At 45.1% G+C, this 17,383-nt stretch carries 14 protein-coding genes and 1 pseudogene; 11 read left to right on the top strand and 4 right to left on the bottom strand.

All coding sequences use genetic code 11. The annotated features are described in order from the left end of the window. Positions 1-7: 7 nt before the first annotated feature. The 5 genes and pseudogenes from QE404_RS09185 to QE404_RS09165 all read left to right on the top strand — a co-directional run bounded on the left by QE404_RS09185 (position 8) and on the right by QE404_RS09165 (position 7,706). Positions 8-3,161: pseudogene (locus tag QE404_RS09185) on the top strand (efflux RND transporter permease subunit). Next, positions 3,139-4,533, top strand: a complete 1,395-nt coding sequence (locus tag QE404_RS09180) for an efflux transporter outer membrane subunit (protein WP_307449640.1) — start codon at positions 3,139-3,141, stop codon at positions 4,531-4,533. Before QE404_RS09185 ends, QE404_RS09180 begins: the two are co-directional and overlap by 23 nt. Then, the gene (locus QE404_RS09175) at positions 4,533-5,636 is read left to right on the top strand and encodes a sensor histidine kinase (RefSeq protein WP_307449637.1); all 1,104 of its coding nucleotides are present in this window, start codon (positions 4,533-4,535) and stop codon (positions 5,634-5,636) included. Before QE404_RS09180 ends, QE404_RS09175 begins: the two co-directional genes overlap by 1 nt. A 9-nt stretch (positions 5,637-5,645) precedes the next feature. After that, entirely contained in the window at positions 5,646-6,401 is a 756-nt protein-coding gene (locus QE404_RS09170) for a LytR/AlgR family response regulator transcription factor (RefSeq protein ID WP_307449633.1), read from the top strand. An 18-nt stretch (positions 6,402-6,419) separates the two neighbouring features. Then, on the top strand, positions 6,420-7,706 hold the full coding sequence (locus QE404_RS09165; protein WP_307449631.1) for an MFS transporter: 1,287 nt from the start codon (positions 6,420-6,422) through the stop codon (positions 7,704-7,706). Positions 7,707-7,798: 92 nt separating this feature from the next. Here the strand turns inward: QE404_RS09165 and QE404_RS09160 are convergent, their stop codons facing one another. Then, the gene (locus QE404_RS09160; protein ID WP_307449628.1) at positions 7,799-8,329 is read right to left on the bottom strand and encodes an AAA family ATPase; all 531 of its coding nucleotides are present in this window, start codon (positions 8,327-8,329) and stop codon (positions 7,799-7,801) included. Between the two features lie 224 nt (positions 8,330-8,553). Between QE404_RS09160 and QE404_RS09155 the strand changes: the two genes are divergently transcribed. The 5 genes from QE404_RS09155 to QE404_RS09135 all read left to right on the top strand — a co-directional run bounded on the left by QE404_RS09155 (position 8,554) and on the right by QE404_RS09135 (position 12,341). Further along, positions 8,554-9,129, top strand: a complete 576-nt coding sequence (locus QE404_RS09155; RefSeq protein WP_307449626.1) for a Crp/Fnr family transcriptional regulator — start codon at positions 8,554-8,556, stop codon at positions 9,127-9,129. Positions 9,130-9,200: 71 nt separating this feature from the next. Continuing rightward, positions 9,201-9,590, top strand: a complete 390-nt coding sequence (locus QE404_RS09150) for a RidA family protein (RefSeq protein ID WP_307453835.1) — start codon at positions 9,201-9,203, stop codon at positions 9,588-9,590. 274 nt (positions 9,591-9,864) lie between these two features. Beyond that, positions 9,865-10,425: a Crp/Fnr family transcriptional regulator gene (locus QE404_RS09145; RefSeq protein ID WP_307449623.1), complete on the top strand. Its 561-nt coding sequence runs from the start codon at positions 9,865-9,867 to the stop codon at positions 10,423-10,425. An 80-nt stretch (positions 10,426-10,505) separates the two neighbouring features. Then, positions 10,506-11,396: an SDR family NAD(P)-dependent oxidoreductase gene (locus tag QE404_RS09140; RefSeq protein ID WP_307449620.1), complete on the top strand. Its 891-nt coding sequence runs from the start codon at positions 10,506-10,508 to the stop codon at positions 11,394-11,396. A 27-nt stretch (positions 11,397-11,423) separates the two neighbouring features. After that, entirely contained in the window at positions 11,424-12,341 is a 918-nt protein-coding gene (locus QE404_RS09135; protein ID WP_307449618.1) for an alpha/beta hydrolase, read from the top strand. Between the two features lie 57 nt (positions 12,342-12,398). Here QE404_RS09135 and QE404_RS09130 read toward each other — a convergent pair whose 3' ends face one another. Beyond that, on the bottom strand, positions 12,399-13,154 hold the full coding sequence (locus QE404_RS09130; RefSeq protein ID WP_307449616.1) for an SDR family oxidoreductase: 756 nt from the start codon (positions 13,152-13,154) through the stop codon (positions 12,399-12,401). Between the two features lie 84 nt (positions 13,155-13,238). Continuing rightward, entirely contained in the window at positions 13,239-13,616 is a 378-nt protein-coding gene (locus tag QE404_RS09125) for a helix-turn-helix domain-containing protein (RefSeq protein WP_307449614.1), read from the bottom strand. A gap of 154 nt (positions 13,617-13,770) precedes the next feature. Between QE404_RS09125 and QE404_RS09120 the strand changes: the two genes are divergently transcribed. After that, complete coding sequence (locus QE404_RS09120) at positions 13,771-14,040, top strand: hypothetical protein (RefSeq protein WP_307449611.1); 270 nt, start codon at positions 13,771-13,773, stop codon at positions 14,038-14,040. Between the two features lie 277 nt (positions 14,041-14,317). Here the strand turns inward: QE404_RS09120 and QE404_RS09115 are convergent, their stop codons facing one another. Further along, complete coding sequence (locus QE404_RS09115) at positions 14,318-17,374, bottom strand: DNA polymerase III subunit alpha (RefSeq protein WP_307449609.1); 3,057 nt, start codon at positions 17,372-17,374, stop codon at positions 14,318-14,320. Positions 17,375-17,383 lie beyond the last annotated feature (9 nt).

The following is a 17,383-nucleotide window of genomic DNA, read 5'->3' as shown; positions in this document are numbered from 1 at the left end:
CTGAATTATGCTGAACAAAATTATTAAAAGACCCGTTCTGGCAACGGTCATTTCCATCATACTTGTGCTGCTGGGCGTTGTAGGTCTGCAACGCATCCCGATGACGCAATTTCCGGAGATTGCTCCGCCTACCGTTTTTGTATCCGGTGTTTATCCCGGAGCCAATGCAGAAAGTGTGATCCGCTCTGTAATTACACCGTTGGAGCAGGCCATCAACGGGGTAGAAAACATGCAGTATATGACTTCCAGTGCTTCGAATGACGGCGGGTTTTCTATTACCATTGTTTTTAAGCAAGGGGTAAATCCGGACCAGGCGGCCGTCAATGTTCAGAACCGTGTTGCCCAAGTCAATGCCCAGCTTCCTGCAGAGGTAATCCGTTTGGGGCTGACTACGACCAAGCAGCAGACCAGCAACCTGATGGTAGTGAATATCAACAGTGAGAAACCGGAACTGTATGACGAAGCTTTCCTTCAGAATTATGCCAATATTAACCTGGTTCCAGAACTGAAAAGGATTCCCGGGGTAGGAAATGTTACACTTTACGGGGCTAAAGACTATTCCGTCCGCGTATGGATTAATCCGTCGAAACTGGCCGCTTACGGCCTCGTTCCTTCCGATGTGGAAACGGCGATCCAGAACTACAGCTTTGAATCTTCTCCCGGGGCTCTGGGAGAAGAATCGGATGCCCAGCTGCAGTATGTATTGCGGTACAAAGGAAAACTGAATAAGCCTGAAGAATTTGAAAAGATCATTTTGCGCTCGAAAACGGACGGCTCTGTCTTGCGGCTGACGGATGTGGCCAGGATTGAATTCGGGCTGTCCAATTATTCCAGCGATACTTTTACGGATGGAAAGCCTTCAGTGGTGTTTTCCGTCATCCAGGCCAGTGGTTCCAATGCCAACGAAATAGCCATCAAAGTAGAAGAGTCATTGAAAAAATTCCAGGCCGGCGTGCCGGACGGCATCAAGTTCGAGATCATCCAGAATACGAAAGACCGTCTGGATGCGTCCATCTCACAGATGAAGTCCACGCTGATCGAAGCTTTTGTATTGGTATTCATTGTAGTATTGGTTTTCCTCCAGGATTTCAGGTCAACCATTATTCCGGCTATTGCCGTTCCCGTATCCATCATCGGGACCATCTTTTTCATGTACCTGATCGGATTCTCAGTCAATGTGCTCACGCTGTTTGCCTTGGTACTTGCTATTGGAATTGTAGTGGATGATGCCATTGTTGTGGTAGAAGCCATCCATGCAAAAATGGAAGAAACCGGTGAGAATGCCAGAACGGCAACGGCTTCGGCCATGAGTGAAATCAGCGGGGCTATTATTTCGATTACCCTCGTGATGTCGGCCGTATTTCTTCCCGTAGGTTTTATGGAAGGTCCCGCCGGTGTTTTTTATAAACAGTTCTCTTATACACTTGCCATTGCGATTCTTATTTCAGCTGTCAATGCCCTGACCCTAAGCCCGGCGTTATGTGCTTTACTGCTGAAGAACCATCATCCTGAAAGTGAAGGGGAAAACAAAAAGTTTAACCCAAAGGTTTGTCAGTGCTTTCAATGCCAGTTTTGAGCGGCTGACTGATAAATATGTAGGTACCATTCGGTTTTTAGGAAAAAGAAAGATCATTGCCCTTGGAGCATTAGCTTTCATTGCTTTTGGTGCGTTCTTCCTGATGAACAATGCGCAGAAAGGGTTTATACCAGAGGAGGACGACAATAACCTCACTTTCGTGGTCAACCTTCAGGCCGGTGCCAACCTGCAATACATCACGCGCGAAATGGAAAAAGCGACGGAAATTGTCCGCCGGATGCCCGAAGTAAAAAGTATCAGCACTGTTTCCGGATTTAACCTGTTCAGTTCAGCGGCTTCACCCAACTCCGCCATGGGGTTTATCACCCTTAAAAATCCTAAAGAAAGAGGAGAAGTATCGGATATGAACAAGGTGATGGAAAAAATACAGGCTGCAGTAAAAGGAAAAATTAAGGGAGAATTCATGATTTTCAGAAATCCGGCAGTAGAAGGATTCGGAAATGCAGGAGGTGTGGAATTGGTGCTTCAGGACCGGGCTTCAGGAAGTATTGCCGATTTTGAAAAGATCAGCAGGAAAGTGATCGATGCTTTAAGCAAAAGACCGGAGATCGGAACTGCATTCACCAGTTTCCGAAGTGATTACCCGCAGTATGAAGTGATGCTGGATGAAGACAAAGCACAGCAACTGGGCCTTACGCCCAAAGAAATCATGGATGTAATGCAGCTGTACCTGACCGGTTCCCAAACGACAGATTTTATCCGTTTTGGAAGATTATACCGTGTCAACGTAAGGTCTGAAGCGGAATTTAGAAAAAACGAAGCTTCTCTGGACAACATTATGATCCGCAACCGCGACAATAAGATGGTTCCGGTTTCTACACTGGTCAGCCTTAAAAAAGTCTACGGGCCTCAGGTAATCAGCCGGTATAACCTCTACAACAGCATCTCCGTGAATGCAAATGCTGCCGGCGGAGCCAGCACAGGAAAGGTCATGAGCGTCATTGATGAGGTGCTGCAAAAAGAACTGCCGAAAGGCTACAGTTATGAATATGGGGGTCTCAGCTTGCAGGAGCGTAATTCCGGTTCGCAGATGATCTTTATTTTCGGGCTGAGCATCCTGTTCGTTTACTTCCTGCTATCTGCCCAGTATGAAAGTTACCTGTTGCCCCTTGCCGTAATGCTGTCCCTGCCGACAGGGATTTTAGGGGTTTTTATCGCCACAGGATTAGCCGGCATTGATAATAATATTTATGTCCAGATCGCATTGATCATGCTGGTAGGGCTTTTGGCTAAAAATGCTATCCTGATTGTGGAATTTGCCATCCGGCAGCGCAAAGCAGGACTGTCTGTCTTTGAAGCCGGCATAGCAGGGGCGAAAATGCGTCTGCGTCCGATCCTGATGACCTCTTTTGCGTTTGTTGCCGGACTCATACCGCTGATGTTTGCCAAAGGCGGGACCGCGATGGGGAACAAGTCCATCAGCATCAGTGCCGCCGGAGGAATGTTAAGCGGCGTGATCCTGGGAGTGGTTGTGATCCCGGTTCTGTATATGGTGTTCCAGTGGTTGCAGGATAAAGTATCAATCAATAAAAACCAGAGAGATGAAAACACTCACACAATATAGTTTAACAGTCATTGTCGTTTGCGGGTTGTTACAATCCTGTAAAGTAACCCAGGATTATCAACGGCCAGAACTTGGCCTGCCTGCATCATTTAACGGGTCTGCGGACAGTATCAAAACAGCCGAAATTCCGGCTTACCGGGACTTTTTCAAGGACCGGGAACTGATTGTCCTGCTGGATCAGGTGATGGCGAAAAATCCGGATCTGCTTGTTGCTTCGGAGGAAATCCTGGCTTCTGAAGCCCAGCTGAAAAGTGTAAAACTGAATTACCTTCCGGATATCAGCTTACAAGTTAACACCGGGATACAGCGGCTGTCCAAAAACAGCATGCAGGCTTCGTTTGGCGGCGGACTGCTCTTTCAGGAATATAATTTTGCGCCAGTGGTTTCCTGGGATGTCGATTTCTGGGGAAAGCTCAAGAAACAACGAGAAGAATCGCTGGCGAACTACCTCGGCAGGACTGAAAACAGGCGAGCATTGCGTGTACAGCTGATCGCACAGACGGCACAGGCCTATTACAACCTCCTGAGTCTGGATGAGCAGCTGAAAATTACCCGACAGGTCGAAAAAAGCATGCAGGAAACCGTTGCGATGCTGAAAACCCAATATGCAGTAGGCGATGTTACAGCACTGGCCATCAAACAGGCAGAAGCCCAACTGGCAGAAACCCGTACATTGATCCCGGATATCACAGCCAGCATCAAAGCACAGGAAAATGCCTTACAGACTCTGGCAGGCAATTATCCTGATGCTGTTAAACGCTCCGGGCAGTTTGGGAATCATGTCTTTGAAGCAGATCTTGAAACAGGAGTTCCGGCTGACCTCCTGGCCCACCGCCCGGATGTAAAACAGCAGGAACTATTATTGCAGGCGGCTTCCGCAAGGGTAGGTATAGCCAAAACCGAATTTTACCCCAGCATGAAAATTACGGCACAGGGCGGTTCCAATGCTACTAACCTGGCTAGTTGGTTTTCCATTCCGGGATCCCTGTTCGGAACTGCTGCTGCAGGATTAACACAGCCGCTGTTCAACAGGCGAAGTATCCGTTCAGGCTATGAACAGGCCGTTCACCAACGGGAAGCCGCAGTACATACGTTCCGGAAATCGGTTTTGATAGCAGTAGAAGAGGTGAGTACAGCTATGAACAATATTATCCAGGTAAAGGAGCAACTGTATGAAGTAAACAACCGTAAAAAAGCAATGGATAAAGCTATTGACAATGCACAGATGCTCTACCGATACGGAGAGGCAAATTACCTGGAAGTTTTAACGGTACAGCAAAGTGCTTTCCAGGCGGAGCTGGCCTATACGGCAGCGGCACAGAAAGAAATAATTACCTATATTGCTCTTTACAAATCTTTAGGCGGAAATTAATGAATATTCAGAGCAGGGAAAATATAGGTTTGTTTGGGAAAAGGCTTTTCCAGTGGAGTGGCGTGCCGGTCTCACTGGGGCTGGCTATCCTGATCCAGTACCTTCTGAACCCTTCCAGCAAATGGTGGGATTTCTATAGTGAAGCGGCGTGGTTTGAAATCGCGCTGACACTTTCCGGAAGCATACTGATGTATGCCATCCTTTTCGGTGTCATTCGACTGCTCTCCGGATGGGTACACCGTCGAGCAGTGTACGGCAATAATATCCTTGTCCATTTTATCATTACCACCATCGTAGTCATCGCCTGTATGTGCCTGCTATTATATTTGGAAGACGCTGTGTATAACTGGATATGGCCCGGACCTTCAGTGGATGACATAGAAACGGAACTGGCGATCCGGGCTTACCTGGTAGTCAATATCGTGGTTGCTGCATTTGTCAACAGTTTTTATTATTCATTTTTCTTTTTTGCCCGCTGGAAAGCGAAGGTAATTGAAACCGCCAGGCTGGAACTGCTTTCCCATCAGCTGAAAGAAAATGCGCTCCAGGCTGAATTGCAGGTATTGAAGCTTCAGCTGGATCCTCATTTCCTGTTCAATAATTTCAGCATCCTTACCCAGCTGATTGAAACGGACCGGAATGCCGCGCAAGAGTTCCTTTCCAATTTATCAAGGGTGTACCGCTATATCCTGACTACCGCTAAAAAAGATGTGGTAACGCTGGCAGAAGAGATGAAATTTGTAGACCTGTATTTCCATCTGATCAGGATACGGCATGGGGAAACCATTCAGCTTTCGGTGCAGATTACAGAAGAAGATAAAAGAAAAGGGATTCCGCCGGTCACTTTACAGCTGTTGCTGGAAAATGCCATCAAGCATAATATTTCCACGCTCAGGCAGCCGCTGAAGCTGTCTTTGGAAAGTCTCGGAAACGGTAAGATTGCCGTGAGGAATAATCTGCAGCGCATCAATATCGATTATAAAAGCATCGGATTGGGATTAAAAAATATCCGCGAACGATATCTGTTATTGGACAATGTAACCCCTGAAATCGTAGAAACCCCGACCTCTTTTGAGGTAGTTTTACCTTTATTGAATTTATAACGGAATAGTATGGAGTATATCATCATAGAAGACGAGCAGCATAATGCAGAATTACTGAAGAGTATGGTCGAGAAAACAACGGGTCAGGCCAATCTGCTAGCCGTTCTTCCCACCGTACAAGACAGTGTGGACTGGCTGGTTTCCCACAGTCAGCCTGATGTCATCTTTATGGATATCCGGCTTGCGGATGGTTTATCATTTGAGATTTTTAGAAGAGCAGATGTTCAGGCACCGGTCATCTTTACTACAGCGTACGATGAATATGCTTTGCAGGCTTTCAAAGTATACGGAGCAGCTTATCTTCTGAAACCTATTGTCCGGGAAGAGTTGGAAGAGGCCCTTGAAAAAGTGATCCATACCCGTTCTCAGTTGTCAGGAGAGGATGCGGGCGCAATCCTGGAAATGCTGAAAACCCGGCAGAAAACCTACCGGAACCGTTTTCTGCTGCATTACCGGGAAACGTATAAGATAATACCCACCGAAGAGATCGATTATATCTGCCTGGAGAATAAGATCGTCTATTTCGTGCTGCTGGATGGCAGTTCTGTTGCTGTTCCGTATACGCTTGATGAACTGGAAGAGCAACTGGATCCGCAGTTTTTCTTCCGGGTGAACCGGCAGTATATCCTGCATGTTAACAGTATAGAAAGCATCCACAAGTATTTTGGTGAAAAAGCAAAAATCATGTTGAAAAGAAACCGGGATGCGGAAATCATCGTCAGCCGCATCAGGATGCCGCAGTTTAAACTGTGGCTGGACAGATAATATATTTAGTCATGTGTTATGAAAAAGGATTCTCCTATGCGGTTGGATGAAGAACATAATCAAAATGAACTTACCCTAGCAGGTACTGGCTGGCAGAAGCGTTACTGGTTTATTTTTTCCGGACAGGCTTTTTCCATTATCGGTTCCGCGCTCACACAGTTTGTGTTGATGTGGTGGATTGCCGATACTACCGGAAGTGTAAGCAAACTTGCTATGGCCGGAACGGTTGCCCTGTTGCCGCAGGCATTGTTGAGCCCTGTCGGAGGCGTATTTGCGGACCGGTACAGCCGGAGGTTGATTATGATCCTTGCCGATGCGGTAAGCGCAATCTGTATGGCAGGACTCATGCTTTTATTTATCACAGATAGTATAGAATTATGGCACATTTACATCATGATGGGCATTAGGGGAGCGATGCAGGCTTTTCAGGCTCCGGCGGCCGAAGCCAGTGCTGCAATGATTGTTCCTGAAGACTTTCTGCCGCGTGCTGCGGGCTTGAACCAGATCCTGTACGGAGCCACCCTTATAGCGAGTGCTCCGATGGGCGCACTGGCGGTAAGCGTCATGCCTTTAGGCTGGGCGTTGAGCATTGACGTTTTCACCGCCTTGCTGGGCATTGCACCGCTATTCTTTTTTTCGATTCCGCAATACAGGAAACCAAGGAATGGTCAGCAGCTTCTACATAATATCGTATCTGAGTTAAAGGAAGGAATTATTCTCGTATGGAATGATCAGGGACTGAAAAGGCTTTTTCTTTTGCTCGGCTGCATCGTACTCATCATTATGCCTACTTTTACGTTTGTGCCGCTTCTGATAAAGGACTATTTTAAGGGGAGTGTCAGGGAAGTAGGCATCATGGAAGGACTTGCCGGAGTGGGTATGATTGGGGGAGGAATTATCATCACCCTTATAGCTCCGAAGCGTAAAATGATATGGATTCTTACCGGATTGGGCTTATCCTGCTTCGCCATCAGTTTTGTGGCATTGATGCCTGCCGATCAGTTCTGGCTGTCCGTATTCTGGTGGGCAATCAGTTCACTGACTTTTATTTTTGCCAATGCCCCTTTAACAGCATTATTACAGACAGTGATTCCTAATCACATCCAGGGCAGGGTATTGTCTTTACTGAATATGATTATGGGACTTGCAGCGCCTTTAGGCCTTCTTATTGCTAACCCTCTCGGAGAATGGCTGGGAATACGTGGACTGTTTATCGGTATAGGATTCTTAGGCGGAATGGTTGCTTTTTCAGGATTTGCTTCGCGCCGGCTGCGGAATCTGGAAAAGGATGAAGTTAAACTCTGACCATTCGAATAGCATTATCTATTGATTTCAACAGACGCATTCTTATAGAAGTTTAAACTAACTTTTATTTTATTAAAAAATAATAAAAGCAATCACTTCCCGATTTCCTGAAGTATAAATCCGGCCCTTTCAGAAACGGCAGTTTGGGGAATTTCAATTACTCTGTACCCAAGATGGCGGTAGAGCGTATCCATTACTTCAAAGGTTTTGATAGCTTCCTCAAAAGTTTGCTTGCGTTCTTCATCATTGATGTAAATGTCTTTCCATGGATGTGTTATAAAGACTTTCTCATAATAACGGTATTGTTGTGCAGCAAGCCACATGGCTTCCGGTACGGGGATCTGGCAAAGCAGAAGGTAACCAATAGCATCGGGTAAACCACGGTCGAAAAAAGTAAGGCTGTCATGGCGGTCTGCGCAGTTAAAATCTTCAATGGCCTGATGGAACATTTCCTCAGCAAATCCTTTCCGGTCTTTCCATGGAAGCCGGTCTCCACAGGTTTCAGCCTGGTTCCTGATGATATTCCTTCCGGATTCCGGTACAGTGGAGTATCCCATTTCTTTCAGGGTGTCGATAATTGAGGTCTTGCCCATTCCGGGCCCTCCGGTGACGATTATTTTCATGTTTTCTCTCTGATTTGTATAATGGTGGTATTGATATGATGTTCTGTGATTTTTGAAACACAATGCGGTTATCATGCTGTTTCAGGCAAAGCCTGCCAAATGTCTTTGCTCATATTCAGGATCAGAATACAACTTAATGCGTATATTGTGGGAGACCGGGCTAACGGAAAAAGTGGAAACATTTTTTGAGCCCTATAGAATTCTTCGGATCAAAATTAAAAAAAATGGAGCACTTTTCAAAAACCAGCATTGATATGTTTAACCCCCTGACCGATCAGGAGTTTTTGGAGATTAAAGATTTGTTTCACCATCAGAAGCTGAAGAGAGGGGACTATGTTTTCAGGGAAGGCGATAAGGTTAGCCATGTCTATTTTATATCCTCCGGACTGGTTAAGCTGTTTTATTCAGATGAAGAAGCGAAAGAATGTATTCTGTCTTTTGCTTTTGAAAACTGGTGGGAAACAGATTTTTCTGCATTTTACCATCAGGTTCCGGCGGTGTCTAACCTTCAGTGCATTGAAGATAGCGAAATCTACAGCCTGCATTATGAGGACTACCGGATGCTTATTGAACGTTACCCTCATGTATCCGGATATTTTCTTGATAAGTCTGTTAAAGGGCATATAGCCAATCAAAGAAGGATCCTTTCACTGCTCACGTTATCCCCGAAAAAGAAGTATGAACAGTTTTTACAGCTTTATCCTGCGCTGGTTCAAAGGATTCCGAAATCGTTGTTGTCACTGTATCTCGGTGTTTCAAGGGAAACCCTGAGCAGGCTGTACAAAAGCGGAAATCAATAAAGTGATCTGCGTCACAGCCATAATGCCTATAATATCTGCAGTTTTGTATCCTAATTGTAAACACTCATTCAATGGAAAAACAGGTGATCAATCCATGGACCTGGCAGGAGGAAAGAAATTATGTTCAGGCTGTGGAAGTAAGGAATGTTGAAAGCACTTTGTATGTTTCCGGCCAGACTGCCATCAGTGACGATGGCATTTCAAGTGACCGGGATATGCGGTCGCAACTGCTCCATACCATCCGGAATCTTGAAAAGGTAATCCGGGAAGCGGGGTATGAACTGAACCATATTGTGCGGCTGAATATATACACCACTTCAGCATCAGAACTTTTTGAAAATTTCGGGATTGTACAGGAATGGCTCACTGACAACGGGATCAGGCAGGCTTCTACCGTGCTGGAGGTAAAAAGCCTTTTTGAAACCCTGAAAGTGGAACTGGAAGCTACAGCAGTTAAATAAGCAGTATCCATTTTTAAATGTAAAGCCTTGTAATTAAACAAGGCTTTATGGCTTCATCACTTATGCTTTAATTTTCAACCAAAGATAGATAGGATGATATTACCTGCTTCCTTGCGGATTACCGTAAATTATTATTGAAATTTTGCTTCAGGCAGAGACATTTCCTGACATAAGATTATTGTAAAATCTTGCCTGGGATTAATTATCCAACTTTTATTATACATTTGTTTTATTGAACTTTACACGGGTCAGTCATAAAAATTAATCTATCATCATGCAGGAATTTGTAGATTTTCTAATCCGGTCCGGTCATTTCTCTAATGATGACCTGCAAATGATCCTTTCCAAATTCCATGTGAAAACAGTGCGGAAGGGGCAGCTGTTGTTAAAAAAGGGACAGGTAGCAAGCCGGTATTATTATATCAGGAGCGGAGCCCTGCGTTTTGTGTATAGCGAAGACCGGGAACTAACCGCCTGGGTAGTACTGCCGGATGAATTTTTTACGGAGATCACCAGCTTTAAACATCAGGAGCCGACCCGTTTTAATGTGGAAGCCATTGAAGAAACCGAACTGTATTACATTGAAAAGGCCGATATGGAATTATTGTATCGTGAACTTCCCGCCTGGCAGGAATTCGGGAGGAAAATCTGGGAATCTATGGCCATACGCATGATCGACGAAATTATCCGTTTCCAGACCCTTACAGTGGAAGAGCGCTATCTTGAGTTTTTAAAGAAACCAGGTTTCATGCAGCGGGTATCTGTAAAACAGTTGGCTTCTTATCTCGGCATTACGCCCAATGCGCTGAGCCGCATCCGGAAAAACATCCGCTGAGAAGGCCTGATAAACTACCAATTGGTAGTTTCGCGGCTTCCGATAATTCATAGTTTTGGCATATGAACAATATGACAATTATGAAAAAAACAATTTTGGTTGCCGGTGCCACCGGGAGCCTTGGAGAAAAAATCTGCCGTGAACTGATCAGTCGGGGAGCAGAAGTGAAAGCCTTAGTACGCACGGAAAGCGATGCAGAAAAAGTGAATGCGCTGGAGAATCTAGGCGTTAATGTTATTCAAGTGGATTTTAATGCTTCTTCCATGCTGGAGTCTGCCTGTTCCGGCGTATCCTGTGTAGTATCTGCACTCGCAGGGCTGCACAACGTTATCGTAGAAACACAGGCTAAACTTCTGGAGGCTGCCGTTAAAGCAGGTGTACCACGTTTCATCCCCTCTGATTTCTGTACTGATTATACGCAGCTGCCTGAAGGATGCAACCGTAATTTCGATTTGCGCAAAACTTTTGCAGCCCTTATCGATAGCCGCCCTATTCAGGCTACTTCCGTTTTCAATGGAGCTTTTGCCTATGTCCTGCAATACGATATTCCGCTTATGAATACAAAAAACCGCACCATTGCTTATTACGAGGGTAAATCCGGATGGGAAATTGATTTCACCACCCTGGATGATACAGCTGCTTTTACAGCCGCCGCGGCATTGGATGATGCTGCTCCGCGCTACCTGCGCATTGCCGGATTCCGGATAAGTCCGGAAGATCTTGTTCCGCTCACTGAAAGCGTATTCGGAACACCGTTTGAACTTCAGAATCAGGGATCAATGGAAGGGTTTATGGATACAATTACAAAAATCAGGAAACAGCATCCCGAAGGAGAACACCAGCTGTATCCTGCGTGGCAGCAGATGCAGTACCTGTACAGTATGTTTGCCGCCCATCACCATACGCTGGATAACGGGAGATATTCGGATTTGACCTGGACCACTGCCGAAGAGGCTTTAACAAGAAAATAAATATCCATTAACCTTAATTTCACTGCTATGCACACTGAATATACAGACGAAGAACTGATCAAAAACTGGGAAGGATTTACCAATCATACTATTGATGTGAACGGAATAAAGCTCCATTATGTGGAAGGAGGCAGCGGATCTCCTCTGATCTGCCTTCCGGGATGGCCGCAAACCTGGTATTCATTCCATAGAATTGCTCCACAATTAGCTAAACATTTCCGGGTCTTTGTGGTGGATATCCGGGGAATGGGCAGTTCTGCAACGCCTGATTCCGGATACGACAAAAAAACGATGGCATCGGATATTTATGAGATTATCCTTCAGTTGGGCCTTCATGAGGCTTTTGTGCTGGGCCATGATATCGGCGGTATGGTAGCGATGAGCTTGGCCTATAATTATCCTCAGGTAGTCTCCGGATTGATTGTTGCCGATGGCCTTCATCCCAATGAAGGCATGCTCCAGATGCCGCTGATCCCGGCTGCCGGTACATTCGGGGATAAGATAGATCCTGTTCATCCTTATACCTGGTGGATGGGCTTCAACCAGGTCCGGGGACTTCCCGAAAAGCTTCTGGAAGGCCGGTACTATAATCTTTTAGACTGGCTCTTCCGGTATGTCATGATTGATGAAAGCAAAATGTCTGAATTTGAAAAAGAAGCCTATGCTGCTGTCTACAATCAGCCCGAACGCATCCGCGCATCCAATGCCTGGTACCAGGCTTTCAGCCAGGATATTGAAGACAGCAAAAATTACAGTAAACTTACCATGCCTGTAATGGGAATGGCCAGCAATGTTTCCTACGGCTTTTACCAATATGCGCTTCCTATGGCTGCTGAGCAGTATGAACTTGTGCATTTGGCGGATACCGGTCATTATATGTTTGAAGAAAATCTGGAGGCTGTCATTGAAATCGTATGTTCCTACCTAATGAGACAAAGTGTATAAAAAAGCCGGGAATTGAGATTTCTCAATTCCCGGCTTGATAACATTTGGTAAGCCCTTTTATCGCGTAGTGTAACCTCCGTTAGCAAAGATGGTCTGTCCGGTGATCCACCATCCTTCGGTTACCAGAAACTCTACCAATGGCGCAATATCTTTGATGTCGGTAAGGCCACCCAGAGCGGATGCCGATTTGTGGTAAGCTACTGCATCTTCGGATTCCTGGCCATAGAAAAACGGTGTGTCCATCGGGCCGGGAGCTACTGCTGTAACAGAAATTCCCCTTCCTCCGAATTCTTTGGAAGCCGCTCTTGTAAAATGCTCTACCGGTGCTTTCAATCCTTCGTAAGTTGAATAAAGACCTGTGTAAGCTGCCAGGAGCGAAGTAACAATCGTACAGATTTTTCCGTTGTCATTCAGTTTTTTACCAGCTTCCTGAATGAAGAAGTAAGCGACTTTGGAATTAATGTCGCTCATGCTGTCATATTCTTTTTCGGTAGTATCTACGAATGGTTTTTTCAGGACTTTTCCTACCGTATTGATGGCGATATCCACACCTCCGAATGCGTTGACTGCTTCATCAAAAAGTTTGGAAATATTAGAAATATCGGTAAGATCGCCCTGAAGCAGAATTGCTTCTGCTCCTACTGCTTTTACCTCCTGTAGCGTTTTTTCGGCATCGTCTTTTGTACTGTCACTATTGTAATGAATGACTAATTTTGCTCCTTTTGCGGCAAAATCCCTGCTTAATAATCCGCCAAGGTTCTTAGCACCTCCGGCGATTAATACTACTTTTCCATTAACATCATGTCTTGTCATAATATTTGTTTTTTGTGTTGAAATTTATCTGTTACAAATATCTTAAAGACAGAAGTTTTATTTATGGTGAACTTTCCCGAACTTTTATTTTTTGTTTTCTTTTCTAAATTGCCCCGGAGTTTGCTTAACAAATTTTTTAAAGAATTTAGAAAAGTTAGATGGATCGTAAGTGAGCATTTTGGCAATGTCTGCTATAGAAGAATTGGTATGCAGCAGGAGATGTTTTGCCTGATCTATAATTTTGGCATCATAGAAATGGCAGGGATGATTTCCGGTTTCTTTTTGAACAGTATCTGTAAGATGATTGTGGGACACTGCAATGGCTGCGGCAATCTGATTGAGCTCCATGAAATCTGAAGTTTCACCGTTGATCACATCGCTGATGTGGCGGTCTAAAAATTCAAAATACCGCTCCGTTATTTCCGTGCTTCTTTTTTTTGGTGTATTCTCATCTTTTTCCATTGGCAGTGATAATGAATGTTCAATTTTACGAAAATTCTGAAAATTTTATATGGTGAACTTTTAGGGTTTTTCTAAAATGATAGATATAATAGCCGGAATTTTACACCTTAAATAAGACTTTGTAATTGGTGTATAATAAATGTATTTTGAATCCGTGGAAAATAAAGACATCAGGATATGTGATTTGTTGGTCAGGATAAGCGGGGAAGCATTACCAGACTACAGCATTGTAGATTTTTGGGAAGCAGATCTTACAGCAATAGGTATCCAGACAGGAGGTAAGTTGGTGTACATATCTACTTATACTTCTAATGAACCCTGTCAATATACTGTTATTATAGAAGAATCGGACACAGGTAGGGTATTGGAAAAAATAAATGAATGTCCATATGATTGCCTTATAGACATAATGAAGAATTTCTGATGATTAAATTTTAGGTGTTGTATTGTGTTGATTTTCATTGCGTTATTAATTTGGCTTTAATGAGTTTTAATGTTTTCTGCCGTTTGTAAAATAGAATTCCGGATGCAGATAATGTCCGGAAAATATAAGTAAGAAGTAAAAAAAATAGCGGGTGCTGCTACAGAATATAGAAATTCTTATTACATTTGCAGCTCAATCTCATTTTGAGTTATTAAGTTATTGAAAAATTCATCCCCGGCCTTGGTCGGGGATTTTTGATTATACAGCCTGAATGAGACTATCTGTTGATCCTGTACCGAGGCAAGTTGATCTCCTGGGCCTGTGGATAAGGTTTTCTTGAAGTCATGCTTACATCTTCACGGATTTTCTGGTAGATGTCATACTCCTTTTCCTGAGCATAAGCATACCTGGGGTCCGGTATCATCGGCAATTTTGCCATTTTATGGATGGTAACAGTAGGAAAGTGATAATCCACTTCTACAGTACCAAGCAGCAGATAACAGCCGCCGCCCTGAAAATCATATTCCTTAAGGCTGTCCGGAAAGTGGGTCGTATCAAAGTATTCCCCGTTTACATCGATCCACGTCCCGAAAAACATGGCCCCTTTTTTTGTCGGAACGTGTTTTCTTGAGATCAGGTAGGCCAGCATCTTTACCTGGCGTTTATGGAAGCGGGGGAGGTCTCTCACGAAGACTGAGCCCCGATATGAAGTCTGCAATAAATCAAACGGACTGCAGGACACCGGAAAGCCGATGATCTCAATCTCATCAAAGGCATCTTCAAAGGGTTCCCGCTTCAGTTCAGGCAGGCGGTAAGGCTGTACAGGTTCCTCAATCAGCATCAGGCCCCTGTTTTCAGGCCTGAAGTTGACCAGCAGCATCCTGGCTTCCACAAGCAGTTCATTCTTGGGTTTCCCGGTAAAACGGAAAGCACCGATGAAAATCAACGTCTGGATAGTCTCAATGCCGGCCGGGATACGCCGGATAAAATCTTCCAGTGACCTGTAAGTTCCGTTCCGTTCACGTTCTTCAACAATTCTGTGGGCTATTTTTGTTTCAAGCCTTTCCATAAGCATAAACCCTAAATAGATCTCATTTCCTTTAAGGGTAGCAAGGAATTCGCTGTTGTTCACACAGGGAACCTGAATGCCGGCCCCAGACATCCTGGCTTCATGGATGTAGACTTCCGTGCGGTAAAAACCGCCCTGGTTATTAATCACGGAGACCATGAATTCCAGCGGATAATATACCTTGAGGTATAAACTCTGGTAGCTTTCCGTAGCATAGGAAGCTGAATGGGCCTTGCAAAAGGAATACCCGGCGAATGATTCAATCTGCCGGAAAGCTTCCCGGGTAAGAGCTTCAGAATGTCCCTGTTCCTGACATTTTTTAAAGAAGTTGGTCTTCACTTCCTGTACTTTTTTAATTGACCTTTCTTTTCCGCTCATGGCCCTGCGGAGAATATCTGCATCTGCCAGCGATACCCCTCCGAAATACTGGGCAATCTTAATCACATCTTCCTGGTATACCATGATGCCATAAGTTTCTTTCAGGTTGTCTTCAAAGACAGGGTGGAAATACTCAAACCGGTCCGGATGGTTGTGCCTGAAAATATATTCCCGCATCATCCCGCTTTGGGCTACTCCGGGCCTGATGATGGAAGAGGCGGCGACCAGGGTCCGGTAATCCGAACATTTAAGCCTTCTCAGCAGTCCGCGCATAGCCGGGGATTCAATATAAAAACATCCGATGGTTTTTCCTATCGCCAGGTATTCATTGGCTTTTGCCTCATTTTTGGACAGGGCGGTATTCCGGATATCTACAGTAATGCCCTTTGTTTTTTCAATAAAAGCTACTGTATCATTGATGGTACCGAGCCCGCGCTGCGAAAGGATATCGAATTTTTCAAGGCCGATATCTTCCGCAACGTCCATATCGAACTGGGCGATCGGGAATCCTTTAGGCGGCATTTCCAGCGCGGTGAAATTGGTGATGGGATCTTCGGAGATCAGGATCCCGCAGGCATGCATGCTGCGTTGGTTCGGGAATTTTTCCATCATAGCGCCATAACGGTGGACATGCTTCACTACCGAATTCCGGTCATGGTTTTCTACCGATTGATTGGCCAGGCCGTCAAGTTCTTCTTTAGGAAGCCCGAATACTTTCCCTACTTCACGGAAAATCGATTTGTATTTGAACTGCACATTGGTGCCACAGAAAGCCACATGCTCTTTTCCATAACGCTTGAAGATGTATTCCAGGATGGTATCCCTGTTCTGCCAGCTCCAGTCGATATCAAAATCCGGCGGAGAATTCCGGTTCAGGTTCAGGAAGCGCTCGAAATACAGGTCGAGTTCCAACGGGCAGATGTCGGTAATTCCCAGGCAATAGCTGACGATGGAATTGGCGCCGCTCCCTCTTCCTACATGCATAAGCCCCATCCGGTTGCTGTAGCGGACAATGTCCCAGGTAATCAGGAAATAAGAACAGAAATTGAGCGTATTGATGACTTCCAGTTCACGCTCCACTCTTTTACGTGCCTCTTCATAGTCATGGCCATACCGTTTTTTAAGTCCCAGATAGGCCAGTCGGGTAAGCATCTTCAGGTCTGAGGTTCTGGATCGTGTATAGGACTGTCTGTTGCGGACCTTTTCAAAATCAAATTCAAAGCTGCACGCTGCCAGAAGCTTCCTGGTATTTTCAATAATTTCAGGATAGTACTGAAACTCTTCCATGAGTTCTCTTTCTGGCTTCAGGTATTCCGATTTCCTGCAGGTATCCTGTTCCGAAAGCATGGATAGCAGGGTGTTTTTATCTATAGCCCTTAAAATAAGGTGCAGGTTGTATTCTTTCTGGGAACTGAAGGTGACCGGCTGGAGGATGACCATGCGGTGAAGATGCTTTTTCAGTTCGGGGCGGATCAGGGAATTCAGTTCCTCTTCGCGGATACCGATGTATTCATTATCCTTAAGCACTGTCGGCATGTTCTGCAACGGGTAAACCACAAATACGTTTTCAAAATCCGGGGCTGTTTCCGTAAGTTCTGCTCCGTCGCAGTTATGGGCGGTGATCATCCGGTTCACTTCCCCGATCCCGGAAAATTCCCGGGCTATGGCGATATATAGCAGCTTGTTATCTTTCCGGATTTCCACTCCGGCGATGGGCCTGATTCCGGCGGTATCACACTGCTTTTTAAAATCATAAATAGCAGTGACGGTATTGATATCTGTAAGTACCAGTTCTTGGATGCCCAGTGTTTTTGCTTTCTGTACCAGCTCTTCTACGGACAGGGTTCCGTAACGCAGGCTGTGGAAGGAATGGCAGTTGATATACATAGGAAAAGG

Origin of the sequence: Chryseobacterium camelliae, from assembly GCF_030818575.1 — a bacterium.
Classification (GTDB): domain Bacteria; phylum Bacteroidota; class Bacteroidia; order Flavobacteriales; family Weeksellaceae; genus Chryseobacterium; species Chryseobacterium camelliae_A.
The sequence above is the reverse complement of the archived record's forward strand: the minus strand, read 5'-3'. Positions and strand labels throughout refer to the sequence as shown.

Bases quoted from the DNA above. Each gene is read 5' to 3' on its own strand.
- QE404_RS09180 (WP_307449640.1), top strand. From the start codon at position 3,139: ATGAAAACACTCACACAATATAGTTTAACAGTCATTGTCGTTTGCGGG.
- QE404_RS09175 (WP_307449637.1), top strand. From the start codon at position 4,533: ATGAATATTCAGAGCAGGGAAAATATAGGTTTGTTTGGGAAAAGGCTT.
- QE404_RS09170 (WP_307449633.1), top strand. From the start codon at position 5,646: ATGGAGTATATCATCATAGAAGACGAGCAGCATAATGCAGAATTACTG.
- QE404_RS09165 (WP_307449631.1), top strand. From the start codon at position 6,420: ATGAAAAAGGATTCTCCTATGCGGTTGGATGAAGAACATAATCAAAAT.
- QE404_RS09160 (WP_307449628.1), bottom strand. From the start codon at position 8,329: ATGAAAATAATCGTCACCGGAGGGCCCGGAATGGGCAAGACCTCAATT.
- QE404_RS09155 (WP_307449626.1), top strand. From the start codon at position 8,554: ATGGAGCACTTTTCAAAAACCAGCATTGATATGTTTAACCCCCTGACC.
- QE404_RS09150 (WP_307453835.1), top strand. From the start codon at position 9,201: ATGGAAAAACAGGTGATCAATCCATGGACCTGGCAGGAGGAAAGAAAT.
- QE404_RS09145 (WP_307449623.1), top strand. From the start codon at position 9,865: ATGCAGGAATTTGTAGATTTTCTAATCCGGTCCGGTCATTTCTCTAAT.
- QE404_RS09140 (WP_307449620.1), top strand. From the start codon at position 10,506: ATGAAAAAAACAATTTTGGTTGCCGGTGCCACCGGGAGCCTTGGAGAA.
- QE404_RS09135 (WP_307449618.1), top strand. From the start codon at position 11,424: ATGCACACTGAATATACAGACGAAGAACTGATCAAAAACTGGGAAGGA.
- QE404_RS09130 (WP_307449616.1), bottom strand. From the start codon at position 13,154: ATGACAAGACATGATGTTAATGGAAAAGTAGTATTAATCGCCGGAGGT.
- QE404_RS09125 (WP_307449614.1), bottom strand. From the start codon at position 13,616: ATGGAAAAAGATGAGAATACACCAAAAAAAAGAAGCACGGAAATAACG.
- QE404_RS09115 (WP_307449609.1), bottom strand. From the start codon at position 17,374: ATGTATATCAACTGCCATTCCTTCCACAGCCTGCGTTACGGAACCCTG.